This window comes from Corynebacterium axilliensis, assembly GCF_046097495.1.
Classification (GTDB): Bacteria; Actinomycetota; Actinomycetes; order Mycobacteriales; family Mycobacteriaceae; genus Corynebacterium.
Window position 1 is genome coordinate 1,436,401 of sequence record NZ_CP175768.1, and the last position, 26,237, is coordinate 1,462,637.

At 63.6% G+C, this 26,237-nt stretch carries 27 protein-coding genes, 1 tRNA gene and 2 pseudogenes; 14 read left to right on the forward strand and 16 right to left on the reverse strand.

Annotated features, from left to right (window positions below; translation table 11 throughout):
- Positions 1-9 precede the first annotated feature (9 nt).
- Positions 10-435, forward strand: coding sequence for an HIT family protein (locus ACKFR8_RS07030; RefSeq protein WP_408929571.1), 426 nt, complete (start codon positions 10-12; stop codon positions 433-435).
- On the opposite strand, the gene ACKFR8_RS07035 is transcribed toward ACKFR8_RS07030, so the two are convergent.
- The 4 genes from ACKFR8_RS07035 to ACKFR8_RS07050 form a co-directional block, all read right to left on the reverse strand.
- Entirely contained in the window at positions 432-1,868 is a 1,437-nt protein-coding gene (locus ACKFR8_RS07035) for a sensor histidine kinase (RefSeq protein WP_408929572.1), read from the reverse strand. The two genes, ACKFR8_RS07030 and ACKFR8_RS07035, sit on opposite strands and share 4 nt — an antisense overlap.
- Before the next feature lie 11 nt (positions 1,869-1,879).
- The gene (locus ACKFR8_RS07040; RefSeq protein ID WP_296132698.1) at positions 1,880-2,584 is read right to left on the reverse strand and encodes a response regulator transcription factor; all 705 of its coding nucleotides are present in this window, start codon (positions 2,582-2,584) and stop codon (positions 1,880-1,882) included.
- 177 nt (positions 2,585-2,761) lie between these two features.
- Positions 2,762-3,544, reverse strand: a complete 783-nt coding sequence (locus ACKFR8_RS07045) for a MerR family transcriptional regulator (RefSeq protein WP_408929573.1) — start codon at positions 3,542-3,544, stop codon at positions 2,762-2,764.
- A gap of 135 nt (positions 3,545-3,679) precedes the next feature.
- Positions 3,680-5,425: a pyruvate dehydrogenase gene (locus ACKFR8_RS07050; RefSeq protein WP_408929574.1), complete on the reverse strand. Its 1,746-nt coding sequence runs from the start codon at positions 5,423-5,425 to the stop codon at positions 3,680-3,682.
- A 177-nt stretch (positions 5,426-5,602) separates the two neighbouring features.
- On the opposite strand from ACKFR8_RS07050, the gene ACKFR8_RS07055 reads away from it, so the two are divergent.
- Complete coding sequence (locus ACKFR8_RS07055) at positions 5,603-7,147, forward strand: MFS transporter (protein ID WP_408929575.1); 1,545 nt, start codon at positions 5,603-5,605, stop codon at positions 7,145-7,147.
- Complete coding sequence (locus ACKFR8_RS07060; RefSeq protein ID WP_408929576.1) at positions 7,134-7,661, forward strand: TetR/AcrR family transcriptional regulator; 528 nt, start codon at positions 7,134-7,136, stop codon at positions 7,659-7,661. The genes ACKFR8_RS07055 and ACKFR8_RS07060 overlap by 14 nt, the downstream gene beginning before the upstream one ends.
- A 4-nt stretch (positions 7,662-7,665) precedes the next feature.
- Here the strand turns inward: ACKFR8_RS07060 and ACKFR8_RS07065 are convergent.
- Positions 7,666-7,738 (reverse strand) — tRNA-Thr (locus ACKFR8_RS07065).
- Positions 7,739-7,943: 205 nt separating this feature from the next.
- Here ACKFR8_RS07065 and thrE point away from each other — a divergent pair.
- The 5 genes and pseudogenes from thrE to otsB all read left to right on the forward strand — a co-directional run bounded on the left by thrE (position 7,944) and on the right by otsB (position 12,754).
- Entirely contained in the window at positions 7,944-9,668 is a 1,725-nt protein-coding gene (thrE, locus tag ACKFR8_RS07070; RefSeq protein WP_408929577.1) for a threonine/serine exporter ThrE, read from the forward strand.
- Between the two features lie 50 nt (positions 9,669-9,718).
- The gene (locus ACKFR8_RS07075; RefSeq protein WP_408929578.1) at positions 9,719-10,069 is read left to right on the forward strand and encodes a hypothetical protein; all 351 of its coding nucleotides are present in this window, start codon (positions 9,719-9,721) and stop codon (positions 10,067-10,069) included.
- Positions 10,070-10,071: 2 nt separating this feature from the next.
- A pseudogene (locus ACKFR8_RS07080) lies at positions 10,072-11,497 on the forward strand (trehalose-6-phosphate synthase).
- The gene (locus ACKFR8_RS07085) at positions 11,494-12,003 is read left to right on the forward strand and encodes a hypothetical protein (RefSeq protein ID WP_408929579.1); all 510 of its coding nucleotides are present in this window, start codon (positions 11,494-11,496) and stop codon (positions 12,001-12,003) included. Before ACKFR8_RS07080 ends, ACKFR8_RS07085 begins: the two are co-directional and overlap by 4 nt.
- A gap of 10 nt (positions 12,004-12,013) precedes the next feature.
- Entirely contained in the window at positions 12,014-12,754 is a 741-nt protein-coding gene (otsB, locus tag ACKFR8_RS07090) for a trehalose-phosphatase (protein ID WP_408929580.1), read from the forward strand.
- Here otsB and ACKFR8_RS07095 read toward each other — a convergent pair.
- On the reverse strand, positions 12,751-13,884 hold the full coding sequence (locus ACKFR8_RS07095) for a LacI family DNA-binding transcriptional regulator (RefSeq protein ID WP_408929581.1): 1,134 nt from the start codon (positions 13,882-13,884) through the stop codon (positions 12,751-12,753). The two genes, otsB and ACKFR8_RS07095, sit on opposite strands and share 4 nt — an antisense overlap.
- A gap of 72 nt (positions 13,885-13,956) precedes the next feature.
- On the opposite strand from ACKFR8_RS07095, the gene ACKFR8_RS07100 reads away from it, so the two are divergent.
- Genes ACKFR8_RS07100 through ACKFR8_RS07115 form a run of 4 tightly spaced genes read left to right on the forward strand, consistent with a single transcriptional unit; the run spans position 13,957 to position 17,531 of the window.
- Positions 13,957-15,075, forward strand: a complete 1,119-nt coding sequence (locus tag ACKFR8_RS07100; RefSeq protein WP_408929582.1) for a metal ABC transporter solute-binding protein, Zn/Mn family — start codon at positions 13,957-13,959, stop codon at positions 15,073-15,075.
- A complete protein-coding gene (locus ACKFR8_RS07105) occupies positions 15,075-15,776 on the forward strand; it encodes a metal ABC transporter ATP-binding protein (protein WP_408929583.1) in 702 nt (233 codons plus the stop codon). Before ACKFR8_RS07100 ends, ACKFR8_RS07105 begins: the two co-directional genes overlap by 1 nt.
- The gene (locus ACKFR8_RS07110) at positions 15,754-16,698 is read left to right on the forward strand and encodes a metal ABC transporter permease (RefSeq protein WP_408931005.1); all 945 of its coding nucleotides are present in this window, start codon (positions 15,754-15,756) and stop codon (positions 16,696-16,698) included. The genes ACKFR8_RS07105 and ACKFR8_RS07110 overlap by 23 nt, the downstream gene beginning before the upstream one ends.
- 11 nt (positions 16,699-16,709) lie before the next feature.
- The gene (locus ACKFR8_RS07115) at positions 16,710-17,531 is read left to right on the forward strand and encodes an alpha/beta hydrolase family esterase (RefSeq protein WP_408929584.1); all 822 of its coding nucleotides are present in this window, start codon (positions 16,710-16,712) and stop codon (positions 17,529-17,531) included.
- A 33-nt stretch (positions 17,532-17,564) separates the two neighbouring features.
- Here the strand turns inward: ACKFR8_RS07115 and ACKFR8_RS07120 are convergent, their stop codons facing one another.
- Positions 17,565-17,846 (reverse strand): ATP-binding cassette domain-containing protein, encoded by a 282-nt coding sequence (locus ACKFR8_RS07120; RefSeq protein ID WP_296132139.1) that lies wholly within the window; start codon positions 17,844-17,846, stop codon positions 17,565-17,567.
- Between the two features lie 405 nt (positions 17,847-18,251).
- On the opposite strand from ACKFR8_RS07120, the gene ACKFR8_RS07125 reads away from it, so the two are divergent.
- Complete coding sequence (locus tag ACKFR8_RS07125) at positions 18,252-18,488, forward strand: hypothetical protein (RefSeq protein ID WP_408931006.1); 237 nt, start codon at positions 18,252-18,254, stop codon at positions 18,486-18,488.
- Positions 18,489-18,549: 61 nt separating this feature from the next.
- Here ACKFR8_RS07125 and ACKFR8_RS07130 read toward each other — a convergent pair whose 3' ends face one another.
- From ACKFR8_RS07130 to istA, 3 genes are read right to left on the reverse strand one after another with little or no spacing between them, the layout of a single operon-like run.
- Positions 18,550-19,317, reverse strand: a complete 768-nt coding sequence (locus tag ACKFR8_RS07130; protein ID WP_408929585.1) for an ATP-binding protein — start codon at positions 19,315-19,317, stop codon at positions 18,550-18,552.
- Positions 19,318-19,322: 5 nt separating this feature from the next.
- Positions 19,323-19,502: a hypothetical protein gene (locus ACKFR8_RS07135; RefSeq protein ID WP_408929586.1), complete on the reverse strand. Its 180-nt coding sequence runs from the start codon at positions 19,500-19,502 to the stop codon at positions 19,323-19,325.
- On the reverse strand, positions 19,499-20,956 hold the full coding sequence (gene istA, locus ACKFR8_RS07140) for an IS21 family transposase (RefSeq protein ID WP_408929587.1): 1,458 nt from the start codon (positions 20,954-20,956) through the stop codon (positions 19,499-19,501). The genes ACKFR8_RS07135 and istA overlap by 4 nt, the downstream gene beginning before the upstream one ends.
- A 149-nt stretch (positions 20,957-21,105) precedes the next feature.
- On the opposite strand from istA, the pseudogene ACKFR8_RS07145 reads away from it, so the two are divergent.
- Positions 21,106-21,378 (forward strand): annotated as a pseudogene (locus ACKFR8_RS07145) (ketoacyl-ACP synthase III); the annotation flags it as partial.
- A gap of 72 nt (positions 21,379-21,450) precedes the next feature.
- On the opposite strand, the gene ACKFR8_RS07150 reads toward ACKFR8_RS07145, so the two are convergent.
- The 6 genes from ACKFR8_RS07150 to ACKFR8_RS07175 are packed head-to-tail and all read right to left on the reverse strand — an operon-like array spanning position 21,451 to position 26,228.
- Positions 21,451-22,101 (reverse strand): AAA family ATPase, encoded by a 651-nt coding sequence (locus ACKFR8_RS07150; protein ID WP_296132144.1) that lies wholly within the window; start codon positions 22,099-22,101, stop codon positions 21,451-21,453.
- Entirely contained in the window at positions 22,098-22,832 is a 735-nt protein-coding gene (locus ACKFR8_RS07155; RefSeq protein ID WP_296132146.1) for an AAA family ATPase, read from the reverse strand. Before ACKFR8_RS07155 ends, ACKFR8_RS07150 begins: the two co-directional genes overlap by 4 nt.
- 18 nt (positions 22,833-22,850) lie before the next feature.
- A complete protein-coding gene (rlmB, locus tag ACKFR8_RS07160; RefSeq protein WP_408929588.1) occupies positions 22,851-23,801 on the reverse strand; it encodes a 23S rRNA (guanosine(2251)-2'-O)-methyltransferase RlmB in 951 nt (316 codons plus the stop codon).
- Positions 23,802-23,843: 42 nt separating this feature from the next.
- Positions 23,844-25,259 (reverse strand): cysteine--tRNA ligase, encoded by a 1,416-nt coding sequence (cysS, locus tag ACKFR8_RS07165; RefSeq protein WP_408929589.1) that lies wholly within the window; start codon positions 25,257-25,259, stop codon positions 23,844-23,846.
- Positions 25,260-25,292: 33 nt separating this feature from the next.
- Entirely contained in the window at positions 25,293-26,027 is a 735-nt protein-coding gene (locus ACKFR8_RS07170; RefSeq protein ID WP_408929590.1) for a hypothetical protein, read from the reverse strand.
- On the reverse strand, positions 26,028-26,228 hold the full coding sequence (locus ACKFR8_RS07175; protein WP_296132159.1) for a hypothetical protein: 201 nt from the start codon (positions 26,226-26,228) through the stop codon (positions 26,028-26,030).
- Between the last annotated feature and the right edge of the window lie 9 nt (positions 26,229-26,237).

Genomic DNA, 26,237 nt, shown 5'->3' on the forward strand with positions numbered 1-26,237 from the left:
CTAGGGGCCATGTCTTCCGTATTTACCAAGATCATCAACGGCGAGCTGCCGGCTCGCTTTGTCTACCGCGACGAGACCTGCGTGGCGTTTTTGTCCATCGAGCCCCTGCGTTACGGCCACACCTTGGTCGTGCCGGTGGCGGAAGTAGACAAGTGGACGGAGCTCGAGCCCGAGGTGTGGGCACACCTCAACAGCATTGCGCAGGAGATCGGCGGCGCCATCGCCACCGCCTTCAACACGCCGCGCGCCGGCTACGTCATCGCCGGATTCGACGTACCGCACACCCACATCCATCTCTTCCCTGCTGAGAAGATGGACGACTACGACTTTGCCAAGGCCTTCGCGGCTGATGCCACCGACCCCGCCGCCATGGACGAGGCAGCCGCCCGCATCCGCCAGCACCTGGGCACCGACGAGGACGGCCGCCGCAGCTAGGCCTCGGCCGACTTGGGCAGGCAGACGGTAAACACGGAGCCGCGGCCGAGCTCGGACTCCACGGAGATGGAGCCGCCGTGCTGTTCCACCAGCGATTTCACAATGGCCAGGCCCAGGCCCGAGCCGCCGGTGTCACGGGTGCGCGAGGTATCCGCGCGGTAGAAGCGCTCGAAAATGTGCGAGGCGTCCTCGGGGGAGATGCCCTTGCCGTCATCGGCGACGTCGATAAGCACGTGCTCCGCGTCGTCCCGCAGGGTCAGCGTCACCGACGCCTCCGGCCCGCCGTGGCGGATGCCGTTGGAGACCAGGTTGAGCAGGATTTGGTGCAGGCGGTCCGCGTCGCCGTCGACGATGGGGATGTCATCGGCGGCGTTGTTGACGTCGATGGTGCGCCCGGCAAAGGCCGCGTGCGCCGAGGAGCCCACGGACAGGACCAGCTCCAGCATGTCGACCTTCCGCATGTCCAGGCGCGAGCCCTCGGCGCGGGTCAGGGCCAACAGGTCCTCCACCAGCAGGGACATCCGCTTGGACTCCGCATCGATCTTTTCAAAGACAAACTCCGGGTCCTGTGTGGCGCCGGAGCGGTAGAGCTCGGTGTAACCGCGCAAGCTCGTCAGCGGGGTGCGCAGCTCGTGGGAAGCGTCACCCACGAAGCGGCGCATCTGCGCCTCCTTTTCCTGGGCGTTGACCACGGAGTTCTGCAGCTGGCCCAGCATGACGTTGAGTGCTGCGGCGAGCTGGCCCACCTCGGTATGCAGCGGCCACTCCGGCACACGTTTGTCCAAGTTGCCCGCCGCGATTTGGGAGGCTGTTTTCTCCACCACCCGCAGCGGCCGCAGCGCGCGGTGGATGAGCCCCATGCCCACCAGCGCGATGATGAGCAGCACCATCGCCGCGATGATGACCTGCACGATGGCTAGTCCCTTGAGGATGGAATTCTCCGTGGTCATGTTCTTGCCCACGACCACCACCGAGCCGTCCGGCTTCATCTGCGCCACCACGCGCCATTCGGTGTCATCCTGCGTCGAGCTCACCGACGTCGGCTCGCCGCCGATAAGCACGTCCTTGGAATCGGGGAGGTTCACCGTCGGGCCTGTGGACAAGATGGTGCCGTTGGGATAGTACGCAATGGCCACGTAATCCGTCGGTGGGCGGCGGCTGCGGTCCTGCGTGTAGAGGGCCTCGTCCAGGTTGCTGGCCCAGGAGTGGAGGGCGTCATTAAGCTCGGTGTCCACGCGGGTATAGAGCACGTTGCGCATGATCGACGACACTGCCAGCGCCGACGTGGCGAGGCCAATGCCGGACACCAGCACCATCAACACCAGCAGCCAGGTGCGCAGCGGGAGCGCCTTGGGGCCGCGCCGGCGCCGCTGGGGCGGCTCGACCGCGACGGCCGTGCCGGGGTCCGAGGATGCAGATTCGGGGTGGCTCATACTTGCCGAGCCTACGAGCGCGGCATGCGCAGCACATAACCCACGCCGCGGACGGTGTGGATCAGCGGGGTATCACCGGTGTCGATCTTGCGGCGCAGGTAAGAAATGTAGGACTCCACCACGTTGCCATCGCCGCCAAAGTCGTAGTGCCACACGTTGTCCAGAATTTTGGCCTTGGAGAGCACGACCTCGCGGTTCTGCATGAGGTAGCGCAGCAGGTTGAACTCGGTGGGTGAGAGCTCCACGATCTCACCGCCCTTGGTGACCTCGTGCGTGTCGTCGTTGAGTGTCAGGTCTGCGTAGGACATGGTGGCGCTGCCGTCCTGCTCTTCGGCGACACTGCCGCGGCGCAGGATGACGCGCAGGCGGGTGATGACCTCTTCCAGACTAAACGGCTTGGTCACGTAGTCGTCCGCGCCGATGGTCAGGCCGTGGATGCGCTGGTCCACGGAGTCCTTGGCGGTGAGGTACAGGACGGGGCCGTCGAGTCCTTCGCTGCGCAGCTTGCCCAGAAGCTCAAAGCCGTCCATGCCGGGCATCATGACGTCCATGATGTAGGCGTCCGGGTTAATCTCGCGCGCGATGCGCAAAGCCTCGTTGCCGGAGTTAGCGCTGTGCACGTCGAAGCCCTGGAACTTCAGGGATACCGTGAGCAGCTCTACAATATTCGGCTCGTCATCGACGACGAGTACCTTGACCTCTTTTGACTCTTCCATTGTCCCGCTTAGTCCTTTCTCCGCCGTGCTCCGGACACCTCACTGGGGCCGCCCAGGCGCGGGCTGACGTTCAGAATTCTCACTCAGAAAGAAAAGTATGGCACTGCGCCTTCCCAGCCTACTGAGCGGAGTCTGTACGTGTGCTGTGAACTCCGGAGGACGACGTCAGCGGGGGTGCTACTCCCACGCCACGGCGCTAAGGTCCAGACCCTCCGCCTTCGCCTGGGCCTCAATCAGCCGGCGCAGGTAAGCGGCATGACCGCGGTAGGCCTCATCAAAGCGCGGGTCCTCGCAGTACATGCGGGCCAGGATGACCTGTTTGGAGCGGGTGGCGGGGTACCACTGCGCGATAAACGCCAAGTGCTTATCGACGATTTCCCGCGCCTTCTCACTTCCTTCTTCCACTCCAGTTTCGGCGGCGTCCTCGAGCTCGCGGGCGAAGCTCTCGTGGTTCACTGCCACCTCGTTCCACTCTGCCGTTCCCATGTTCTCCGCGGTGGCGGCGCTAGCGGCCCACTCCGCGCCGTCGCCCCACTTCTGGCGGGCTTCCTCGTGCAGCTGCGGCCACTGCTGCCCCAGCTTCTCTACCTTCTGGCTCGCGGTGAGGTTCTTGTCCATCTCGGTCTCCTTGATTAGTCGGTTCACTGCCTGCAGCATCGCGTCGACGTCGGCGCGCCGCTTCTGCAGGGCTGCTTGCTGAGCGCGGAGGCGGTCCACGGCGGAGGCGGCGGGCGCCTGCAATAGCTCAGCGATGTCCTTCAGCTCGATGCCGACGCTGCGATAGATCACAATGTCCATGCCGCGCTGCAGGTCATCCTCCGTATAGAGTCGGTGGTCCCCCACTGTGCGCCACTGAGGGCTCAACAGCCCGATACCATCCCAGTGCCGCAATGTGCGGGTGGTGACCTTGAGGAGGGCGGCCACCTCACCGATGCTGTATTCGTTGTCGTCCGTGCTCATGACACGCAGCTTAGAAGTTGTCGTCGCGGCAGGTGCAAGGCGAGAGCTTTACGCATGACAAACCCCCGCCTGCCCACGGCAACACGTGTGCTCAGGGGCGAGGCGGGGGTATCGACCGAATGCGTAAAGGGCCGCTTAGAAGTCCTGCGGGCGCGGGATGTTGCGCAAGTTGGACTTTGCCATGGTGAGCATCTGGCCCACGCCACCGTCAAAGACGGTGCGGGTGGCAGCCTTGGAGAAGCCCATGAGCTGCTCGAAGGTCAGCGTCGGCGGCAGGGAGAGGGCGTTGGGGTCCGTCACGACGTCGATAAGCGCCGGCCCGTTGTACGCCAACGCCTGCTTGATCTGGCGCGGTGCGTCCTTCGGGTCCTCGATGCGGAAGTGCTTGATGCCAGCGCCTTCAGCAATCTTGGCAAAGTTGACGTGCTCGTGGTCGGTCTCGTGCTCCGGCAGGCCCTGGACCAGCATCTCCAGCTTGACCATGCCGAGAGAGGAGTTGTTGAACACGAACATCTTCACCGGCAGGTTGTGCAGCTTCACGGTGAGCAGCTCACCCATGAGCATGGACAGGCCACCGTCGCCGGAGAAGGTGATGACCTGGCGGCCCGGGTTCGCCGCCTGGGCACCGATGGCCATCGGCAGGGCGTTGGCCATGGTGCCGTGGCGGAAGGAACCGATCTGCTCGCGCTTGCCGTTGGCGGTGATGTAGCGCGCGCCCCACACGTTGCACATGCCGGTATCGACGGTGAAGATGGCGTCCTCATCGGCGTTCCGGTCAATGAGGTCTGCCACGTACTCCGGGTGGATCGGGGTGTGCTTTTCCACGTTGGAGGTGTAGGCCTCCACGACGTGCTCCAGCTTGTCGTAGTGCTTCTTGAGCATCTTGTCCAGGAAGGAGCGATCCTTCTTCTCATCGACGTGCGGGAGGATGTTCTCAATGGTGGCGGCAACGTCACCGGTCACCGGGTACTTGATGCGGGTGCGGCGGCCGATGTGGGAGCCGTCGATGTCGACCTGCGCCACGTTGTCGGACGGCAGGAAGTCGTTGTACGGGAAGTCGGTGCCCAGCATGATGAGCAGGTCGGCCTCGTGGGTGGCCTCGTGGGCAGCACCGTAGCCGAGCAGGCCGGACATGCCGACATCGAAGGGGTTGTCGTACTGGATGTACATCTTGCCGCCGAGGGCGTGACCAATCGGGGCCTTGACCTTCTCCGCCAGAGCCAGGACCTGCTTGCGGGCGTTCTTCACGCCGGCGCCAACGAAGAGCGCAACGGTCTTGGCCTCGTTGATGGCCTGGGTCAGGGCTGCGGCCTCGGCCGGGTCCGGGAAGACAACCGGGGAGCCGGAGGAGATAACGGAGGAGGTGAAGGTGTCATCCTCTGCCTCCTGCATGGAGACGTCACCGGGGATAACCAGCACGGACACACCGTTGCCCGCCATGGTGGACTGGATGGCGTGGTGCAGGACAACGCCGCCCTGCTCTGCAGAGTTGACCATCTCGCAGTAGCCGGAGCACTCCTGGAAGATAGCCTCCGGGTGGGTCTCCTGGAAGAACTTGGAACCGATCTGGCGGGACGGGATGTGGCTAGCAATGGCCAGCACCTTGGCGCCGTTGCGGTGAGCGTCGTACAGACCCTCGATGAGGTGGGTATTACCCGGGCCGCAGGAGGCGGCACAGACAGCGAGCTTGCCGGTGGTCAGGGAGTCCGCCTCAGCGGCGAAGGCGGCAGCCTCCTCGTTGCGAACGTGAACCCACTCGATGGAGGAGCGACGAACCGCGTCCACGATCGGGTTGAGGGAGTCACCCACGAGTCCGTAAATGCGCTCGACACCCTGGGCCACCAGAGTGTCGACAAACTGTTCAGCGTAATTACCTGCCATGTTTACCTAACCTCGATTTCTAACTCTGTTTCTTGAACACTCTCTAGTGTTCCCCTTCACAAGGGCATTTCGCCACCTTAACGCTCATTTCTCACGTTAAAAAATCTTTGTGACCTCAACAACAAACCGAGCGTTCCAGAGTTGAAACTGTAACGACCGTTCGCTATAGTTTCCGGCATGTCAGAGTCAGGAACGCCGCATACCACCCTGCCCCCGTCACAGCACGTGCCCGCCCGCGCCCGCACCTCCGCCGAGGCACTGCGCTCCTCTGCCCTGCGCCGCTGGTCTTTCTTCGGCGTCGTATCCCTCGGCCTGCTCATGATCGGACTGGATAACTCCATCCTCTACACGGCCCTGCCCACGCTCTCGGAGCAGCTGCATGCCAGCTCGCTGCAGCAGCTGTGGATCATCAACGCCTATGCCCTCATGATCGCCGGCCTGCTCCTGGGCACCGGCACGCTCGGGGACCGCATCGGGCACCGCCGCATGTTCGTCATCGGCCTGTGGATTTTCGGCCTGGCCTCACTGACCGCCGCCCTCGCGCCCGGCGCGTGGGAGCTGGTCGCCGCCCGCGCGTTTTTAGGCATCGGCGCCTCCATCATGATGCCGGCCACCTTGGCGCTCATCCGGCTGACCTTCGAGAACGAGATTGAGCGCAACACCGCTATCGGTATATGGGGCTCCATCGCCGTCGTCGGCGCTGCGGCCGGGCCGACCGTGGGCGGTTTCCTCCTCCAGCACTTCTGGTGGGGCTCCGTCTTCCTCGTCAACGTGCCCATCGTCATCCTCGCGCTCGCGCTGACACCTTTCCTCGCCCCGCCCAATGTGGCGAACCCGGACAAGCACTGGGATTTCCTGTCCTCCCTGTACGCGCTCATCACCCTGGCGGCACTGGTGCTGGTCATCAAAACCGCGGCGAGCTCCCACCCACACCTCCCGCTCATCGGCGGAGCGCTCGCCGTCTTCCTCCTCGGCGCCACGCTGTTTACCCGCCGCCAGTCCAAGCTCAGCGATCCGCTCCTCACCTTCGATGTCTTCCGCTCCCCCATCTTCACCGGCGGTGTCATCGCCGCGGGCGGCGCTATGTTTGGCCTCTCCGGGCTGGAGATGACCACCACGCAGAAGCTGCAGCTGGTGGACGCGCATTCGCCGCTCGAAGCAGGTCTTATCATTTCCGTGATCGCGCTGGCGGCACTTCCCATGTCCGCCCTGGGCGGTGCGAACCTCCACCGTTGGGGGTTCCTGCCGATTATCTCGGGCGGCTTCTCACTCATGGCCGCCGGCGTATCCGGTGCGGTGTGGGCAGGCCACCACGAGCACTTCGCGGTCTACCTTGCCTGCCTCTTTGCCACTGGCCTCGGGGCCGGGCTGGTCATGTCGGTCTCCTCCACCGCCATCATTGGTGCTGCGCCGGCCTCGCGCTCGGGCATGGCCGCGGGCGTGGAAGAGGTCTCTTATGAGTTTGGCACGCTGCTCTCCATCGCCGTGACGGGCTCTGTGGTCCCCCTCCTCTTCACCTCCAACGCCACCGAGGAGGTGCGGCAGGCCGGCATGGACGCGCTGCACGACCCCGCACTGCAGGAGACTGCTGCCGGCGCCTACACGGAGGCCTACCTGACCACCACCGCTGGGCTGGCCGTAGCCATGCTGGTCTTCGCCGCGCTCACCGCCTGGTGCTTCCGCACCAACCCGACCTCAGGAGGTGCTCATGCCGCGCACTAGTAAAAAGGAAAATGTTCTCGACGCAGCACTGGGCATCATCGAGCACGACGGCGTCCACGCGCTGACCTATGACTCCCTGGCGGCCGCCACGGGAATGAGCAAGTCCGGCTTGATTTACCACTTCCCCACCCGCCACGACCTGCTCGTGGACTGCCATCAGCTGTGCGCGCAGCGCTGGGAGGCGGAGCTGGTGGAGCTGTCCGGCGGCAAGATTGCGGACGAGCTCACGGAACGCGAGCGCTACCGGGCAGCGATTACGTCGATGGGCAAGCATGATCCGCTCATCGAACTGCTCATGACCATCCACGCCCAGTCGCACGCGGACTTCCAGGCGGTGTGGCGGGACGTCGATAGTCGCTGGCTTCCCAGCCCCGACACGGAGGATGAGTCTGTGCTGCTCGCGGCGGTGATTGGCAACGGCCTATGGGTCTACGACCACCTCACCGAAAGGCCCCTACCGCCGGGTAGGCGCCGCGCGCTTATTGACGTCGCCTTGGGCCACCTCACTACATAATTTGAGCTGGAGACGAGACTTGAACTCGCAACCTACGCATTACAAGTGCGTTGCGCTACCAATTGCGCCACTCCAGCACCGCGGATGATCCGCTACCGGAATGGTACCCGAGCCACCCCCAAGCAGAGAAAGCCGGGGCACATTACGCCCCGTGCGCAGCGCAAAAGCGCGCGGTCTCCCGCGCCTGTGAAGGGGGATAGTCACTGGCAGGTGCATAAATTGACGGCAGTTACTAAAGTGCTGGTTTACCACACCCAGAACTTGTAGAGGTCTTTCTTTTTCGTGTCTGTACTCTCCTCGTTGCGCCAGCGCCTTAAGAGCCGCTCGTCGCGCGTAGCCACCATTGACGCCGCCAAGGCCGCGCCGCCTCCCTCCCCGCTCGCCCCGGTCGACCTCACCGACCCCGCACAGGTGACGGGCGTTATGGAGATCGCGGCGCGCGTGGGCGAAATCCTCATCGCGGCGGGCACGGCCAACACGGACGCCCAGGCGCAGATCCACCTGGTGGCCTCCTCCTACGGTCTGCACTACTGCCATGTGTCGATCTTGATGAACACCATCACGATTCACACGTCGATGGGCACCGGCCCCCACCGCCGCAACCTGCACGTCTTCCGCGTCGCCCCGGGTATCGCGGTGGACTTCACCAAGCTCTCGGCCGTGGATCGCCTCATCCACTCCATCCACTCCGGCGCCACCCCGCCGGCGATGGCGGAAAAGATCCTTGATGACATCGACGCCATGCAGAACCCCTATTCCAAACCCACCATCATTACCGCGTGGGGAGCGATGGGCGGCTTCATCGCTGTCATGCTCGGCGGCGACCTGTTGGTCGGCGTGGTGACCTTCCTGATCACCATGCTGAGCATGGGAACAAACATGTTCCTGGCTAATTACCGCCTGCCGCCCTTCTATCAGAACATTGTGGGTGGCTTCCTCGCCGTGGTGCCAGCCGCCATCCTCTACAACGTGTTTGCGCAATTCGGCATCCAGATGCTTCCCTCCCAGATCATCGGTTCGGGCATCATCGTGCTGGTAGCGGGCCTTACCTTGGTGCAGTGTCTCGTCGACGGCATTACCCGCGCCCCCGTGACGTCCTCCGCCAAGTTCTTCGAGGCCATCATGGCCACCGGCGCCATCATCGCCGGCGTGGGCCTGGGTATTCAGGTGGCGGGGTGGCTGGGCTTTAGCCTGCCGCCGCTGGCCACACTGGCCCCGCCGGTCTATCACAAGATCCCACTGCTCGTGGTGTGCGGCGGAATCGGTTCTGCAGGCTTTGCGCTGGCCCTCGGCGCGCGGTGGTCTGAGGTCACCATCTCCGGGCTCACCGCTGCTGCCGGTATGGTCTTCTACTACTTCGTGGTCGTGCCCTTCGGCGTCGGCCCGGTGGTCGCCTCCGGTATCTCCGCCGTGGCGGTGGGCCTGGCCGGCGGTTTGCTCTCCCGCCGCTACATGATGCCGCCGCTTATCACCATGATTGTGGGCTATACCCCGATGCTGCCGGGCCTGACGCTGTACCGCGGCATGTACGCCATGCTCAACGAGCAGATTGTTACCGGCCTGACCAACCTGGCCAGCGCCCTGGCTATCTCCGGCGCGCTGGCGGCCGGCGTGGTCTTCGGTGAGCGCGTAGCGCGCCGCCTGCGCCGCCCGCAGTACTTCCGCCCCTACACCGCCTTCAAGCGCCTGGGCACCTTCTCCTTCTCCCGGGCGACCCGCCTGGCGCAGCGCGCCCGCATTCCGCGCGTACCCATGTCGCCCTTCGCCCCGCGCCACAACCTGCCGGCCCCGCCGCCGGAGTACGGCCCCAAGCCGCCGACCCCGGCCCAGCAGGCACGCTTCCAGCAGGGCGACGCCGTCACGGAACCCATCACGGACATGTGGCCGGTCACCACTCAATTCCCGGCCCAGCAACCAGCGCAGTCACCAAATCAAGCTTCAGCACAGCGCCCCACCTATACGGTCCCGGGCAAGCCCGCCCCCACCACCCCTCCGGAGCAGCAATAGCGTAGAATGTCCGGTCTGAAAGCTTTCACACGTCATTCCAGGAGGACTCCGTGCCACCCAAGGTCACCGATACTCAGCCCGCAGCTGATCAGACCCACGCCGTTGAGGAAGAGACCGCCCGCGCCGCGCGCCGCGTCGTTGCCACCTATGCGGAGGATTTCCTCGATGGCGTAACGCTTATGTCGATGCTGGGCGTGGAGCCGGAGGGCTTGGTACACCGCAAGGTGCTGGCGGAGCAGGCGGATGCCGCCCCGAAGAAGAAGTCCACCAAGAAGGCATCGAAGAAGTCCACGAAGAAGGCGTCTAAGAAGTCGACCAAGAAGGCTACGAAGAAGGCCTCCAAGAAGTCGACGAAGAAATCGACCAAGAAGGCCACGAAGAAGTCGACCAAGAAGGACTAGGCATGCCGGGCCGCACCAACAGCTTCGTCGTCGTGGCCAACCGCCTGCCGGTGGATTCTGGAGACCCACCCGGACGGCACCCGGGAGTGGAAGGCCTCCCCGGGCGGACTGGTCACCGCACTCTCCCCGGTTCTGGAGGAGCATCAGGGCTGTTGGGTGGGCTGGCCGGGCGTGGCCGATGCTGCCCCGGAACCCTTCACCACCGACAACGGCGTGCTGCTCCACCCCGTCCGCCTCACCCAGGAGGACTTTGAAGCCTTCTATGAGGGCTTTTCCAACGCCACGCTGTGGCCGCTCTACCACGATCTCATCGTCACGCCCGTCTATAACCGCGACTGGTGGGACACCTACCGCGAGGTCAACCTCCGGTTCGCCAATGAGGTCGCAGCTGTTGCCGCCGAGAACGCCACGGTGTGGGTGCAGGACTATCAGCTCCAACTCGTGCCGGGCATCCTGCGCCAGCTGCGCCCGGATCTGACCATCGGGTTCTTCCTGCACATCCCGTTCCCCTCCCCGGATCTGTTCCGCCAGCTGCCGTGGCGCGAGGAGCTGGTGCGGGGGCTTCTCGACGCAAACTTGATCGGCTTCCACCTCGAGTCCAACGCCCGCAACTTCCTCGAGCTGGCGCGCACCCAGGGCCTGAGCGTCGAGGGTGAGGTCAGCACGCGGGAGGTGAACGCGCACATCGTGACCTCCAGCGGCCACCGCGTCGGCGTGGCCGCCTTCCCCATCTCCATCGCCGCGGATGACTTTGGCGAGGGGGAGACAGGGGACGTCGAGAAGCTGCGCGCCGAGCTGGGCAACCCCAAGCACATCATTCTGGGCGTGGACCGCCTGGATTACACCAAGGGCATCCTCCAGCGCCTCACTGCGTTCGAGGAGCTGCTCGATACCGGCGCCTTGGACCCGGCCGAGGTCACGCTGGTGCAACTGGCCACGCCGTCGCGCGAGCGCATCGACCACTACCGCGCCACCCGCTCCAAGGTAGAGGAGGCCGTGGGCCGCATCAACGGGCGCTTCGGCCGCCTGGGCGCTCCCGTGGTGCACTACCAGCACCGTTCCGTGCCCAAGGACGTGCTCCGGCGCTACTACCGCCTCGCGGACATCATGCTGGTCACCCCGTTTAAGGACGGCATGAACCTGGTGGCCAAGGAGTACGTGGCCAGCCACGGCGATGGCTCCGGCGCGCTCGTTCTCTCCGAGTTCGCGGGCGCGGCGGCGGAGCTGACACACGCCAACCTGTGCAACCCGTTCGACATCGAGTCGATCAAGCGAGCGCTGCTGTCCGCCATCAAGGGCCTGGATGAGTCCCCGGACACCATGCGCGAGCGCATGGCGGCTATGAATTCCCAGGTCCGCGAGCACGACATCGCGCTGTGGTCACGTTCCTTCCTGGGCGCGCTCGATTCCCAGGAGGAGCAGGCATGAAGCGCTTTCTAGGCCGCCTCGCGGCCGCTGCCCTGTGCGCGGGCGCGCTTTCCGGGTGCGGCGCGGACGACGCGGAGCCAACCGCGCCTGGCGACGACACCGTGGTGGGCAAGCAGTGGCAGGTGGTCAACCTGTACACGACGCCAGATGCACCGTCGGCGATTGCGAAGGACACCACGCAGGTGCCGCACCTGAGCTTTGGGGAACACACGATGGTCGGCTCCACCGGCTGCGTGCCCTTTACTGCCGATGTCTCCTTCCGCCAGGGCGAGAAGGACTCCACCATCTGGGACGCCGACTCCATGCACGTGGAGGAAGTAACCTACGAGGACGCGGCCGGTGGGCCGGAGTGCACCGGGTCGCCCCAGCGGGTGGATTTTCTCCTGCGCAATCTCATTGCGACGGGCAACGACTTTACCTTTGAGGTCAACGAGAACAACCAGCTGATTCTCACGCTGCGCACCGACGCCGTGGACTCCCCCATTATCCGCCTGGCCACGCTGTAGCCTGGGAATCATGATTGACTCCCTCGCCGCCGCCGAGCACCTGGCGGTTGTCTCTGATTTCGACGGCACGCTGGCGGCCTTCGCCCGCGACGCCTACTCCGTGAGCCCCGAGCAGCGCTCCGTGGATGCCCTGGCTGCGCTCTCCCAGCTTCCGAACACCACGGTGGCGGTGCTCTCTGGGCGCCACCTCGACGGTCTCAAGCAGGTCTTCCCGCTGCGCGAGCCCATCTTATTTGGCGGCTCGCACGGCGCGGAATCCTCGTGGGAGAACTCCGCCCTAACCCCGGAGATGGAGGCCCACCTGGCCAAGAAGGAGGCGGAGATCCAGGAGATCATCGCCCGCCACCCCGGCGCAGAGCTGGAGGTCAAGCCTTTCCAGCGGGTACTGCACCTGCGCGCGCTGGAGCTGCAGGACCCCGACGCGGCGGCGGCCGCCTACGCGGAGGGCGTGGCGCTCAGCGCCGACGGCTTCCCCAAGACCACCGGCAAGTGCGTGGTGGAGTTTTCCGCCACCCGCGCCACCAAGGGCACCTGGATTGAGGGACTGCGCGCCCGGGTAGGTGCGACGGCGGTGGTTTTCTTGGGGGATGACACCACCGACGAGGACGGGTTTGCCGTGCTCAACCAGCCGCCGGACCTGGGTGTAAAGGTGGGCGAAGGCCAGACCCACGCGCAGCTGCGCGTGTCCGACGTCCACGCGGTGTCGGACTTCCTGGAGCAGCTGGCCCGCGCCCGCGCGGCCCACGCCTAGCCGCGCCCCGGCAGAAGCTGCTCACCCCGCGGGCGTGCCACAGTGCGCCCGGGGTGAAAGGACGTGCGCAGCAGTTTGTGCGGCGGCTCGGCCGGTTGTGTCGCACGCCCGCCGCGGGCCGCGTCGCGGTCGATGAGCTCTGCCAGCATGTGGCCGGCGGCCGCGCCCTTCGCCTTGTTCGGCTGGACCACGGTGCTTAAGCCCACTGCGAGTGCAGGAGCAATGCCGTCGAAGCCGGTCACGGACAGCTGCTCGGGGACGCTGATGCCGTGATCGCGGGCGTAGGCCAGGACGCCGAGGGCCATCGAGTCCGTCGTGCACAGCACCGCCGTGAGATCCGGGTGCGCGGTGAGCAGCTCTTCGGCGGCAGCATAGGCGGTGCGCGAATCATTGATGTGGCGGGTAACCACGGGAACGCCCTCGATCCCCGCCGCACGCAGCACCTCGAGGGCGCCTTGGACGCGGGCGCGCTGCACGTGCATGTCCGCGGCAGCCAGCTGCGCGGGTGAGACCTCGCCGTCGTGGCGCTCGCGGTGCAGGCGGATGGACAGGATGCCGATGCGGGCATGGGAGGCGTCGATAAGCGCTTGCGCCGCGGGGGCAATCGCGGCGTGGTCGTCGATGCCAACGAAGGGCAGGCCCGAATCCGTGGGCTGGTCGCACACCACGACGGGCAGGCCGCGGCGCCGCACGGCCTCCAGGTACGCATCCCCCGCCGCCACGGAGTAGACCACAAAGCCGTCAACAGCGGCGGAGCTAACGAGCTGGGCCGCGTGGGCGTCGTCCGGCGCGCCCACCGTGTCGGGGCCGGCGGGAATGAGCGTCAGGGTGGTGCTCGCGCCTGCCGACGCCTCCGCCATCCCCGCCAAGAAGTCCACCGAGGCCATGTCCTCGAAGGCATAGGACAGGTGCTCGGTGAGCAGCACCCCCACCGAGCCTTGGCGGCGAGTACGCAGGCTCCGCGCGGTGGGGTCGGGGCCGGCGTATCCACGGGCAGCGGCCGCGGCGAGGATGCGCTCGCGGGTGGCGGGGGCGAGCTGGTCCGGGCGGTTATAGGCGTTGGACACCGTGGTGCGGGAGACCCCCAGTTCGGCGGCGAGGGAGGCCAGCGTCGTGCTGCGTTTCGACATGCCGGTAACCCTACCCGTTTTCAACTCATTACCATTTGGCAACCTTTTTCATTACGCTCTAGGATGATTCGCATGACCACATCTTTCTCACACCGGGCACTCCTGCGCCCCACCGCCGCCGTCTTCGCCGCCACCCTCGGCGCCGCAACTCTGACCGCCTGCAGCTCCGACGGCAGCAGCGCCGACGGCTCTGACGGAAGCTCCGATAAGGACACCATCCACGTCGTCGCCTCCACCTCCATCTGGGCTGATGTGGCCGAGGCCGTGGTGGACACCGCGCAGACCGACGTCAACATTGATGTCGAGGCCATCGTCACCGGCAACGGCGTCGACCCGCACCACTTCGAGCCCACCGCCGCGGACATTGCGAAGGCGAACGAGGCCGACGTCATCATCGCCGGTGGCGGCGGCTACGACGCGTGGCTCTACCAGGCCGTGGAGAACCAGGACGAGATCATCCACGCCCTGCCGCTGACGGAGCACCACCACGACCACGGACACTCCCACGACGAGGAGCACGAGCACTCCCACGACGAGGGCCATGAGCACTCGCACGACCACAGCCACGAAGAAGGCCACGACGAGGGCCACGACCACAGCCATGAAGAAGGCCACGAGCACGGTGACGTAGAGACCGTGACCATGGATGAGGCCAAGAAGATTGCCCAGGATGATCCCTCCCAGATCACCAACATCGACGGCAACGAGCACGTCTGGTACGACGCCGCGGCTATCGAGAAGGTAGCCTCTGACGTCGCCGACATGGTCAACGAGACCAACCCGGACGCCAAGGCTTCCGCGGACCCGCTGGTCAAGCGCGTGGAGGAGATTAAGCAGCGCGTCGAGAAGCTGCCCCAGCGCAACTACGCCCAGACCGAGCCGATCGCGGACTACATCTTCAAGTACACCGACAGCACCGACGCCACCCCGGAGGGCTACCGCAAGGCCACCGTCGCCGAGGGCGAGCCCACCGCGGCCGACCTCGCGGCCTTCCTGGAGGACATCAAGTCCGGCAAGATCGACCTGCTCGTCTTCAACCCGCAGACGGAGACCGACATGGCCGCCCGCATCCGCGACGCCGCGAAGGAACAGAACATCCCGGTGGTCGAGATTGGTGAAACCCCGCCGGAGAACACCAACTTCCTCGACTACTACGACGAGTCCGTCTCCGCACTCGAGGCTGCCAAGTAGTGCTCCTATCCTTTAACAACGCCGCAGTTGAACCGCTGTGGTCCCAGATGAACCTCGCCGTTGACCGCGGCGAGTTCATCGCCGTTTTGGGGCCCAACGGCGTGGGTAAATCCACGCTCCTCGGTACCATCCTGGGCACCCGCCAGCTCACCGCCGGAAGCGTTGACGTCAACTGCCGCGTCGGCTTTATCCCCCAACAGCGCATGTTCCCCCAGGACCTGCCGCTGCGCGCCCGCGATCTGGTCTCCCTATCGCTGGCGCACGGCGCCGTGCGCCACCGCCGCCCTGACCGCGGGCGCGTCGACGAGCTCCTCGCAGAGGTGGGCGCCACCGGCATTGCCAACCGCCGCGTGGGGCAGCTCTCCGGCGGCCAGCAGCAGCTCATCCGCCAGGCCCAGGCGCTGGCGAACGACCCCGAGGTCATCCTCGCCGACGAGCCGCTGCTCTCCCTCGACCCGGCCCGCCAACAGGCCACCGTGGCCAAGCTCGACGCATGGCGGCGCGAGCGCGGCACCTCCATTATCTTCGTCACCCACGGCATCAACCCAGTGCTGGGCGTGGTGGACAAGGTGCTCTACATCGCCCCGAACGGCCACACGTTTGGCGCGGTGGAGGACGTCATGCGCTCCGAGGTACTTTCAGAGCTCTATGGCTCAGACGTCACCGTTATCAACGTCGATGGAAGGCTCATCGTTGTCTAAGTTCTTCGAAGACACCCAGTACCTGCTGGGCGTCGATTTCGTGCAATCCTCCCTGATTGCCTGCGCCCTGCTGGGCATCCTGTCCGGCGTGATGACCTCTCTTATCGTGCTGCGCCAGATGTCGTTTTCCGTGCACGCCACCTCGGAGCTGGCTCTCATGGGTGCGGCCGCGGCACTGCTGTTCGGGCTCAACCTCGGCTTCGGCGCCATCGCCGGGGCCATCGTGGCGGCCATCATCCTGGCGGTGCTGGGCCTCAAGGGCCAGCAGGATAGCGCCATCGGCGTGGTCATGAGCTTCGGGCTGGGCCTATCCGTGCTGTTCCTGCATCTCTACCCCGGCAACGCCAACACGGCGATGACGCTGCTGACCGGCCAGATCGTGGGCGTTTCTTCTGCCTCCGTGTGGCTGCTGGCGGCCACCATGATCATCGTCGTCGCCGTGGTAGCACTCTTCTGGCGCCCGCTGCTCTTCGCCTCGGCCGACCCGGTCATGGCCCAGGCTGCCGGCGTGCCAGTCAAGTCCCTCTCGGTGGGCTTTGCCATCCTGGTCGGGCTCACGGCCGCGCAGTCGGTGCAGATCGTCGGCTCGCTGCTCGTCATGGCGCTGCTCATCACGCCGGGCGCGGCCGCGGTGCAGATAACCTCCTCCCCGCTGCGAGCAGTGGTGTGGTCCACGGTCTTTGCGGAGGTCGCGGCCGTCGGCGGCTTCGTGCTCTCCTTGGCTCCGGGCCTGCCTGTCTCGGTGTTCGTTACTACCATTTCCTTCGTCATCTACCTGGTCTGCCGTCTCATCGGCTGGCTGCGCGGGCGCACCGCGGTGCGCGATGACATTGCGGCCGCGCGCTTCCACCGCGAGCACAAGACTCCCGCGGAGGAGCACCACACCAGCACGCACGACGAAAACTGCGCGCACCCTGACTAAACTGACAGGCTGTGAAGGAATCCCTGGAACTTGATGGCCGCACCCGCACCTTTGTCACCGTAGAGCCGGATAACCCCACTGGGGAGCTGCTGCTCTTCTTCCACGGCTCGTTGCAGTCCGGCAGCGTGATGCGGCGGTTTACGGCGAATACGTTTGATGAGATGGCGCGCCGCACCGGCCGCGTCATCATCTACCCGGAGGGCGTGGACCGCCACTTCAACGACGCGCGCGGCACCCTGCCGGTCAAGGCCAGGGAACTGGGCATTGACGACGTCTCCTTTGCCCGCGTCCTCGTCGATCTCGCGCGGGAGCGCTACGGCATTGAGCGCACCAGCGCGTGCGGCTACTCCAACGGAGGCCAGATGGTGCTGCGCCTGCTTTTCGACGCCCCCGGGCTCCTCCACTCCGCCTGCGTCTTCGCCTCCACCCTGGGTGCGGGGGCCAACCACGCGCCGAGCAACCCGGATTCGGCGTACCTTCCCACGCCGGTGCTGCTCATGCACGGCACGGACGATCCGCTAGCGCCTTACGAGGGCGGGGTGGCCGGGTTAGATGCCACACAAACCCGCGGCGAGGTGACCTCCGCGCCGTGGACCGCGGCGCGCCTGGCGGATCTCAACCATGCCGCCGGGCCAGAGCGCACCCACCTTTTCCCCGACACCGTTGTCGACCGCTGGGAGCCGGCAGACGCCACCGGCGCGCCGGTCGAGCTCGTGAGCGTCGAGGGCATGGGCCACGTCATCCCGTCGGGCAACGAGCTGGACCCACGCCTGGGTAAAAACACGGATTCCTTCATCGCTGCCGAGCTCGTGGAGGAATTCTTCGGGCTCTAGACTGCACGTGCGCCCCATCGTGTCTCACTCCACTCAGCCCCAACCTCGGGTCGAGGCCGTTCGTAGGTGAGCGTCGAGAAGCAATAATTGTGGATTACCGACCAGTGCTTTGGCGATTCCTAGATGCTGTTTCATACCGAGCGAAGCATGCTCGCAGGAAACACTGTGGTGCAATGAAAGGCCTACAAGGGATAAAAGATCCTTCAGTTCATCATTCAGTGAACCTTGTTGTAGTGGTCGGCAATGTCGTTGACGATCGCGTAGAGGTCGCGTTCCATCGCGTAGGTTTTCTTTTCTCGCGTACTGACTAATCACACTTTCGACCCTTTGTTATCTAGAGAATTATTACGTCCCAGCGTGATGTTGCACACGTCTGTGCATGTATGCACTCTCGATGTCACGGTTTGCTGGCGAAGATTCTTCAAGTTACCCGCAGCTGAATCTGTGCAAGGTGAAAACTCTCAACCGAAAGGAATGCGTCACCATTTCAAATAAGACTATTTACATATCAGGAAAGGGTATTCTTATCCGGATCAGTCAATTGGCAACGAAATTATAGACTCGTGGACCGGAAAGGATAATGACTGGATAAAGCGCAAAACTGGAATAGAAAACCAATACAATTGTGCAGATTTGACTCACCTCGATGAATCTGGGGACGAAGCTGCACTATCTACAATTGAAGACGCGGGGCTAACGATTGATGATATTGATGGAGTTGTGTGCTCTACGAGCACTGCAACCCAAACAATCCCCGCGACCGCGTCGTTAATCGCACGGCGCCTAGGTATCCAGCGGCATGCTCCAGCGCTAGATATTAATGCTGTTTGTAGTGGATGGGCTTACTCAGTCGCCGTAGCTCAAGGCTTCTTGCCCTCGCAGGCAGAGCTAAAAAATATTCTTGTTGTTTCCACAGATGCTTATGTTCAGAAGATTGAAATGGTAGCGGTGTGGTGAGTATCTGGTAGCGCCTGAGTGAGTATCCGGTAGCGGTGTCTCACTCAGGCGTTGTTGGTGGTTATGCGTGGGTGGTCAGTCTCATGTTTGGTCCTTCGAGTGTGATGATCTCGGCGCCGGAGACGAGTCGGTTGAGGATTGACTCGGAGATCACGGTGTCGGGGATGGACTTGTACCACTCCTGCGGGGTGAATTGTGAGGTGACAATTGTTGGCACTTTGCCTTCACGCCCGGCGAGGATGTTGAGAATTTGGTGCGCGGTTGCGGCATTAATGGGTGTGGTGAGGAAGTCATCTAGGACCAGGACGTCGACGTCGTGGAGGTGTTGGATGAACTTCAGCCGTATGGGGTCATCGGGTTGTAGGACTGCTAGTTCGGCGGCGAGCATGTCGGTGCGGTAGAACCGTGCGGAGTAGTCGTTGCGGCATGCTGCTGTGATCAGTGCTTGGGCGAGGTAAGTTTTGCCGACTGAGGATTTGCCCAGGATGACAATGTTTTGGCCCAGGTGGCACCATTGTCCGTGAGCGAGTCTGCTGACTTGCTCGGGGTTGATGTTGCGGTCAGGTGTGCAGACCACGTTTTCAAGGCAAGCATCAAGGTTTGGCGATCGGGATGCTTTCAGCAGTTTGTTGATGCGTCGTTCACGCCTGGCCGCGACTTCTTTATCGAGTGCGTAAAGCACTTTTTGGGAAAACGTCCATGCGTCGAATGCGGGGTCGTTGGCGATGTCGATGACGCTTCTGCCGAAGGCAGTCATCCGCAGCGCGGTGAAGTCGGCCAGGACGGATTCATCAAGGAAGCGATCTGTTGGCGGGGTTGGTGATGACATGGGCTTTAGTTTCCTTTCTGAATGAGGTTGTCCATGCTGAACTGTTCTGCACCGCCGAGAAACGCGCCGGTGGTATCCCGGTCGGAGGGTGCTGTGCCGGTGGGCTGGTTGGTTGTGGTGCTGCGCGGGAGCTGGTCTAGACCGCGGGGCCGTGTGGCGTGTTCTTTGCGTACGACGGCCATCATGTTTTTGACCGCGGTATAGGACACCGCCGTCGGCTGTCGTCGTTGGCGGTCAGGCGCTGGCATGCCTCTTCCAGGATTGGTTTGTTGCCGTGTTTGCCCATTGACAGAACGTTTCTGCAGGACTGGTATGCCTGGGCCGGGATGGCTTTCGCCGCGATGAGTTCTTCGATGACCTTGCGTGTTGCCGGGCCGGTTTTGCTGGCTTCACGGTAAAAGTAGTCGCTTGTCCACAGTCCACGGGTGGAGTCCATTCCAGATGGAATGTGCTCATAGTCAGTGACATAGGCCCCACGCTTTTGCGAAACCCGGTGGGTTGCCACGGTTGTTCCCTGGTCAAAGACGGTCAAGACTTGCCCGGTGATGCGTACATCGACAGTGCGGCCAACAAGCTGGTGTGGGACGGAGTAGCGCACGGTTGAAACCGTGATATGGAAATCTGGGGCCACTTTCGCGCGCTTCCACTCGGTGTGTTGCCACGGGGTTGTCGGCAGGTCAGCAAGGAGATGTTGCTCGTGTTCTTCAAAGAGATCCCTGCGGCTTGACTGCTGACTGCGAAACGGCACGGAGGTATTGATCGCGTCGACTAAGCCCACAATCTTTCCGTTGAGCTCGTCTAAGTCAACACACTGGTGGCCATCGAGCGCGTGGATGACTTTGTGCGTGACGATCTTTACCGCAGCTTCCACATTCGCTTTATCCTTCGGCCGACGCGCACGAGTGGGAAGTGCTGCTGTGTTGTAGTGCTCCAAGAACTGCTGGTAGGTGTCGTTGACCTTCCGATTCCTATCGGCAGTGCTGATCGCGTTCGACGCCGTCGATGCGTTATCGGGTACAACAACCTGGCAGACCCCGCCGAAGTAGTCAAACGCTTGGCGGTGGGCATCAAGCCAGGACTGCTGCCGCTGGTCAACACACGCACAGGCAAACAGCATCCCTGAATACGGCAGCGAGGCGACGAAAATGCTGACTTTCTCACCCGGTGTGCCGGAAGGGGCGTACAGGCGCATTCTGGTCCCTGCCCAATCCACCTGCATCGTATGCCCTGGTGCGTGAGTGATCCGGGCGGTCAGCCCGGCCGCATCGACATGGGAGGCAACCAGCTGGCGGAACCGGTCGTAGCTGTAGTGCCGCTGGCCCAGCTGGGCGGGGGTGGTAGTGTAGCGAGCCCACAATACTTGCAGTGTCTGCTTCGCACGCCCTGTGCGTGCTTTAACGACCGCGTCAAAGTCAATCGGGACGAATTCGCCTTGCCCGCTGGTGCGTTTATCAACGAATATCTCATCCAGCTCGTCATTCGTCAACGCCGCGACCTGCTGGGCAGTGGTCAGGCCAAGGCTTCGCAGCGCTTGGTTCGCTCGGGAAATCGCGCGGTGCGAGCACCCGAGCTGGTCTTCAATCTGGCGGTAAGAACGCTTCCCTAAAAGCAGCGCCATCACCGCACGGTAATCCGTCATCAGCGGACTCCTTCCAGTACACGCCGCACCCGGATGGTGCGACTACCGGAAGTATCATCCCGAGCGCCCTGAGCTGCTACCAGATACTCACTAAAGCGCTACCAGATAGTCACGACACTGCTACCAAATAGCCGGTCGCAACAGCTTACTCGAAAATTATGAATCGAGATGACCCAACAACTATAACTCTATTTGGTGATGGAGCAGCCGAGAGCATTGTATCTTCGTCGGACGTGCTTCATAGTGTGCACGGTCTGAAAATGAGGAATGCAGCTGAAATGGCTGATGCGGTTAAGACGCAAGGAACTCTCACCACGACTTCTGAAGCAGGGGAATATGTGCCTCGACCGAAATTTTCGATGGATGGAAAGACTGTACTGACAACTGCCCATGAGGTTATTCGGCACACGCACGCAATCTGAATGTTCAAGATGTGAAGTACTGGCCAGCAACCAAGAAGTAAAGATCGCCATCCAGCTTTCTCGGCCCTGAATCTAGCATCCGGAGGTGTAGAGAAACTCACGCAACGACTGAAACGCCAGCGTCTGTGTCACGTCGCGCAGCTCAAGGAAGAACCCATCTTCTGTAATTTCAACAATCCGCGCACCGGGGATGGCTGCCACAATCGGCGAGTGCGTCACCACGATGAACTGCGCACCCGCCTCCGCGGCGCGATGGATTTCCGCCATGAGCGTCATCTGCCGCACGAGCGAAAGCCCAGATTCCGGCTCGTCGAGGATGTAGAGCCCGCGCCCATCAAAGGAACGCTGCACGACGTCCATGACGGACTCGCCATGCGACATCGCGGTCGAACCAACGTTGTAGTGCGCCTCCGCGCGCAGGAAGTAGCCGTCCTTGGGTGCGGTACCTAGCCGCAGGCTCGCCCACCTCCGGAGGGGATTGATGGGACCGGCGGAGCGCTGCACACCCCATATCCCACCGCGCTCAGGAAAGCCGTACTCGAAGGCAATGCCCTCGGCGAGCGTCGACTTTCCCACCCCGTTGTCCCCGGTCAGCACGGTCACCGGCGCACGCAGGTCCAGTCCTTGGCGTCGCAGCGCCACGAAACCAGGAACGGAGGACACCCACTCAGGTCCGTGGCCGCCGTCCAGCGCGGCATAGGCGTCGACATAGAAGTCTCTCATTCGCCCTCCCCAATAAGAAACGCGGCGGTCCCCAATGGATCGGCAAGGAACTCGCGCGCGGCGTGGACAGCTTCCGTCGCTTCGGGAGCGACGGGCGCAATCCCCTTGTCGCCGAACGTGTAGACGGTCGCGCCTTGCATGCTGAGGAAGACTGGCGAGTGCGTCGCGAGGATGACCTGCGCGCCCCGGGCGGCGAGGCGCTCGAGCTGCGTGACAACCTCGACCTGCCGGGGATAGGACAAGCCGTCTTCCGGCTCGTCGAGAATGATCATTCCGTCAGAATGGAAGCGTCTCTCGACGAGGGCGAGCAGACCCTGGCCGTGGCTGAGAAACGGCAGGTCACTGAGCGGATCGGGATTCTCCGGGCTGTGGATCTGGTGGTGATACTCGCTCAAGTTGAGGAAGGTCTCGCCGCGCAAGAAGTACACGTCGCGCGGGTTGTGCGCCCGCGAGCAGATGAGCCACTCGGGATAGTCCTCGTCGCCGGTGGCAAACCGGGCGTGGCGCGAGCCGCCCTCGGGATTGACCCCAAGCCCCACGGCGATGGCCTCGAGCAGCGTGGATTTTCCGGCGCCGTTATCCCCCACGACGACGGTCACGGGCGTAGGCAAACGCAAGGCGCCGCCGGGCAGCGCTGCGATGAGCACGCCCAGGCGGCGCATGTGTTCCGGCACGCCGGGCAGTCCCTCCCCAATAAGCTCCGGGGCGGGACGCACACTCGTGAGGAACATGGCGGCGAAAGCGTGAGCCTACTGCTGGGCCGCGCGGCGCTGTCGGGCAAACTCTGAGAGCACCGAACCCGCAGCAACGGAAGCGTTGAGGGACTCCACCCAGGCGGTCATGGGGATGGACATGATGGCATCGCAGTTCTCGCGCACGAGGCGGGAGATGCCCTTGCCCTCCGAGCCGATGACGATGACCACCGGGTCGGTGCCGCCGTTGTAAGTATCGAGGGTGTGCTCGCCGCCGGCGTCGAGGCCCACCACCTGGTAGCCGGCCTTCTGGAATTCCTGCACGGTGCGGGTCACGTTGGTCACCCGCGCCACCGGGAGGCGGGCCGCGGTGCCCGCGGAGGTGCGCCAGGCCACCGCCGTGACGGAAGCGGAGCGGCGCTCCGGGATGATGACGCCGTGGCCGCCGAATGCGGCGACGGAGCGGATGACCGCACCAAGGTTTCGGGGGTCGGTGATGTTGTCCAAGATGACGAACATGCCCGGCTCCTGCGCGTCGCGGGCGCGGTCCATGAGGTCGTGCACGTCGGCGTACTTGTACGGCGGGATCTGCAGGCCGATGCCCTGGTGCATGCCGTTGCCGGTCATGCGGTCCATCTCGTGGCGCTGCACCTCCAGAATCGGGATGTTGCGGGTATTGCACATGGCGACGGCCTCGGAGAGGCGGGCGTCGTTGCGCGTGCCCTGCACGATGTAGAGGGAGGTGGCCGGCACCTTGGCGTGGAGGCACTCGATGACGGGGTTGCGGCCCACGACCATCTCCGCGGTCTCCTTCTGGTGGCGGCCGGAGTTGCGGCGCTCGCGCTCCAGCTTCGCCTTGTGCTTAGCGTGGTAGACGCGGTCCTCCGCCTTCGGCGTCGGCCCCTTGCCTACCAGGCCCTTGCGCTTCTGACCGCCGGAGCCCTTGGTGGCGCCCTTCTTGTTGCTCTTGCGGATGCCCGCGCCGCCGCGGCCGTGGGTGCGTGCCATTGTTCTTACTCCTTATGTTGTCCTCGGCCTATGCCGCAGACGTTAGTCCGCCAGGGACCAGGTGGGCCCGTCGGCAGTGTCGGTGATGGTAATACCCGCAGCGGCCAGTCGGTCGCGCACGGCGTCCGCAGTGGCCCAGTCCTTCTCTGCGCGGGCGGTGGTGCGGCGCTCGAGCTCGGCCTGGACCAGGATGTCCAGCGCCGTGTCGGCGCCGCGTGTATCGCCACCATCTTTCCACTGTTCATCCATCGGATCAAAGCCAAGCACCGCGGCCATGGCGCGCACGGCGGCGGCGAGGCGCTCGGCGTCGTCCCGGCGGCCTTCGGCCAGCGCCTTATTGCCGGCGCGCACGGTGGTGTGGATTTCCGCCAGGGCCTTCGGCACCGCGATGTCATCGTTCATCGCGTCCTCGAAGCCCTGGGTCCACTCGCCCTTCTCGACGCCCTCGAACTTGCCCACGAAGTCCTCGATGCGGCGGTAACCCACCGCCGCCTCCTTGAGCGCCTCCTCGGAGTACTCCAGCACGGAGCGGTAGTGCGCGGAGCCCAGATAGTAGCGCAGCTCCACCGGGCGGACAATCTCCAGCATGTTGGCGATGGAGAGCACGTTGCCCAGGGACTTCGACATCTTCTCACCGGACATGGTCACCCAATGGTTGTGCATCCAGTAGTTGGCAAACTTGTCACCCGCCGCGTGGGACTGGGCAATCTCGTTCTCGTGGTGCGGGAACTGCAGGTCCAAGCCACCGCAGTGGATATCGAACTCGCCGCCCAGGTAGTAGGTGGACATGGCGGAGCACTCCAGGTGCCAGCCCGGGCGGCCACGACCCCACGGGGTGGGCCAGGACGGCTCGCCCGGCTTCGCGGCCTTCCACAGGGCGAAGTCCTGCGGGCTGCGCTTGCCGGCGTTGTCCGTCTCGCCCTGTTCCATATCCTCGACGCGGTTGCCGGATAGCGCGCCGTAGTCGGAGCCCTCCGCGGCGTTCCAGGCGGCGACGTCGAAGTAGACGGAACCGGCGTCCTCCCCCGCCGGGCCGCCGGGCACGGGGTAGGCAAAGCCGGCGTCGATAAGCCGCTGCATGTACTCCACCATCTGCGTGACAAAGCCCGTGGCGCGCGGCTCCACGGACGGCGGCAGCACGCCCAAGGTGTTGTAGGCCTTGGTGAATTCGCGCTCGTAGGTCGAGACCCACTCCCACCAGGGGCGGTTGTTCTCCGCGGCCTTGGTGAGGATCTTGTCATCGATATCGGTCACGTTGCGCACCAATGCCACGTCATAGCCCTGCGCCAGCAGCCAGCGGCGCAGGATGTCAAAGGCCACACCGGAGCGCAGGTGGCCGATGTGCGGCTGGGATTGCGGGGTGGCGCCACACAGGTAAATCGAGGCGTGGCCGGGGCGGACCGGCTCAAAGTCGCGTTGGGTGCGGGTGGCGGTATCAAAAATGCGCAAAGTACTCACCCGACCTAGTCTAATTGACCCTCCGGTGGGAATTCACCACGGCCGATGTCCCCGCGCGTCAGTACTAAGTGCCGTGCCTTTCCTTTCGACGGTGTACCCCATTTCTCGTAATACTTGCGCAGCGACCTCTTGATTATCGGCTACCGCGCCACGTAACTGATCATCCAGCCACTTTTCTCGGCTCTGCGCAAGAAAGCTTTTCCAACCGGGACGTGAACGAAAGCCACACTCCATAAAAAGAAAGAAAAAATAATCCTCCAGGGATACCCGGAACCGACGGCCGCCAATAGGAAAATGTATGTCCTCAATTCGGCCCTTCTTTCGAGGGTTTTTCACCCCAGAAAAGTTCTTCATGAGTGCGGGACTCAACAGTCCGGCCACCCCTGAGTGGTGAATGTGGGCCGTCGGAGCAGTGCGATTCTCTCGCTCATATTCGAAACGAACGCCTGGAGCAGTTCCTACACGCAGCTCGAATTTGCTCGACTTTACACTGAGAGATGATTCATCAGACGACAGGGACGTGTGAAAACGAACAACGGATTCGAAAAGGTCGCTATAGGAAACCTGATCGCTAGCCTGGCTTCCTACCCCATAGACCAACGGTGCGTGCATTTCCAACAATCCAGTGCCATCGTCTGGATTGAGATCTGTCCACACGCGGATGTCGGCAACTTCATTGAGGGGCAAAACCTTCACATGCACAGCATGCACCCAGTTGAAAAATTCCGCTGTCAGATGTTCCCCTAGTCCCCCCATGTGCACCGCCATTTAGCGTTCAAGCATCAGCTCTACGCGACGGAGTTCGTCATAAAGGTCGCGCTCTTCCGTAGAAAAACGGCCGGATTCTGCGAGCATGCGCAGATTTTCAGAACTAAGGTTCGCCCCAATGGCTACTTCTAAGGCATGCAGGAGTTCCCCATACCGAGCCCGCAAAGCTTCGGTATTCATAATTCGCATTGTCAATGCCATGGCAGCCTC

What these genes read in the sequence shown, in the direction of transcription:
- ACKFR8_RS07175 (WP_296132159.1), bottom strand. Translation starts at nt 26,228, where the DNA reads ATGGCATTGACAATGCGAATTATGAATACCGAAGCTTTGCGGGCTCGG.
- ACKFR8_RS07100 (WP_408929582.1), top strand. Translation starts at nt 13,957, where the DNA reads ATGACCACATCTTTCTCACACCGGGCACTCCTGCGCCCCACCGCCGCC.
- ACKFR8_RS07170 (WP_408929590.1), bottom strand. Translation starts at nt 26,027, where the DNA reads ATGGCGGTGCACATGGGGGGACTAGGGGAACATCTGACAGCGGAATTT.
- ACKFR8_RS07085 (WP_408929579.1), top strand. Translation starts at nt 11,494, where the DNA reads ATGAAGCGCTTTCTAGGCCGCCTCGCGGCCGCTGCCCTGTGCGCGGGC.
- ACKFR8_RS07040 (WP_296132698.1), bottom strand. Translation starts at nt 2,584, where the DNA reads ATGGAAGAGTCAAAAGAGGTCAAGGTACTCGTCGTCGATGACGAGCCG.
- rlmB (WP_408929588.1), bottom strand. Translation starts at nt 23,801, where the DNA reads ATGGCACGCACCCACGGCCGCGGCGGCGCGGGCATCCGCAAGAGCAAC.
- ACKFR8_RS07050 (WP_408929574.1), bottom strand. Translation starts at nt 5,425, where the DNA reads ATGGCAGGTAATTACGCTGAACAGTTTGTCGACACTCTGGTGGCCCAG.
- ACKFR8_RS07150 (WP_296132144.1), bottom strand. Translation starts at nt 22,101, where the DNA reads ATGAGAGACTTCTATGTCGACGCCTATGCCGCGCTGGACGGCGGCCAC.
- ACKFR8_RS07130 (WP_408929585.1), bottom strand. Translation starts at nt 19,317, where the DNA reads ATGTCATCACCAACCCCGCCAACAGATCGCTTCCTTGATGAATCCGTC.
- ACKFR8_RS07035 (WP_408929572.1), bottom strand. Translation starts at nt 1,868, where the DNA reads ATGAGCCACCCCGAATCTGCATCCTCGGACCCCGGCACGGCCGTCGCG.
- ACKFR8_RS07135 (WP_408929586.1), bottom strand. Translation starts at nt 19,502, where the DNA reads ATGATGGCCGTCGTACGCAAAGAACACGCCACACGGCCCCGCGGTCTA.
- ACKFR8_RS07045 (WP_408929573.1), bottom strand. Translation starts at nt 3,544, where the DNA reads ATGAGCACGGACGACAACGAATACAGCATCGGTGAGGTGGCCGCCCTC.
- ACKFR8_RS07060 (WP_408929576.1), top strand. Translation starts at nt 7,134, where the DNA reads ATGCCGCGCACTAGTAAAAAGGAAAATGTTCTCGACGCAGCACTGGGC.
- ACKFR8_RS07055 (WP_408929575.1), top strand. Translation starts at nt 5,603, where the DNA reads ATGTCAGAGTCAGGAACGCCGCATACCACCCTGCCCCCGTCACAGCAC.
- ACKFR8_RS07030 (WP_408929571.1), top strand. Translation starts at nt 10, where the DNA reads ATGTCTTCCGTATTTACCAAGATCATCAACGGCGAGCTGCCGGCTCGC.
- ACKFR8_RS07110 (WP_408931005.1), top strand. Translation starts at nt 15,754, where the DNA reads ATGGAAGGCTCATCGTTGTCTAAGTTCTTCGAAGACACCCAGTACCTG.
- ACKFR8_RS07155 (WP_296132146.1), bottom strand. Translation starts at nt 22,832, where the DNA reads ATGTTCCTCACGAGTGTGCGTCCCGCCCCGGAGCTTATTGGGGAGGGA.
- otsB (WP_408929580.1), top strand. Translation starts at nt 12,014, where the DNA reads ATGATTGACTCCCTCGCCGCCGCCGAGCACCTGGCGGTTGTCTCTGAT.
- ACKFR8_RS07095 (WP_408929581.1), bottom strand. Translation starts at nt 13,884, where the DNA reads ATGTCGAAACGCAGCACGACGCTGGCCTCCCTCGCCGCCGAACTGGGG.
- istA (WP_408929587.1), bottom strand. Translation starts at nt 20,956, where the DNA reads ATGACGGATTACCGTGCGGTGATGGCGCTGCTTTTAGGGAAGCGTTCT.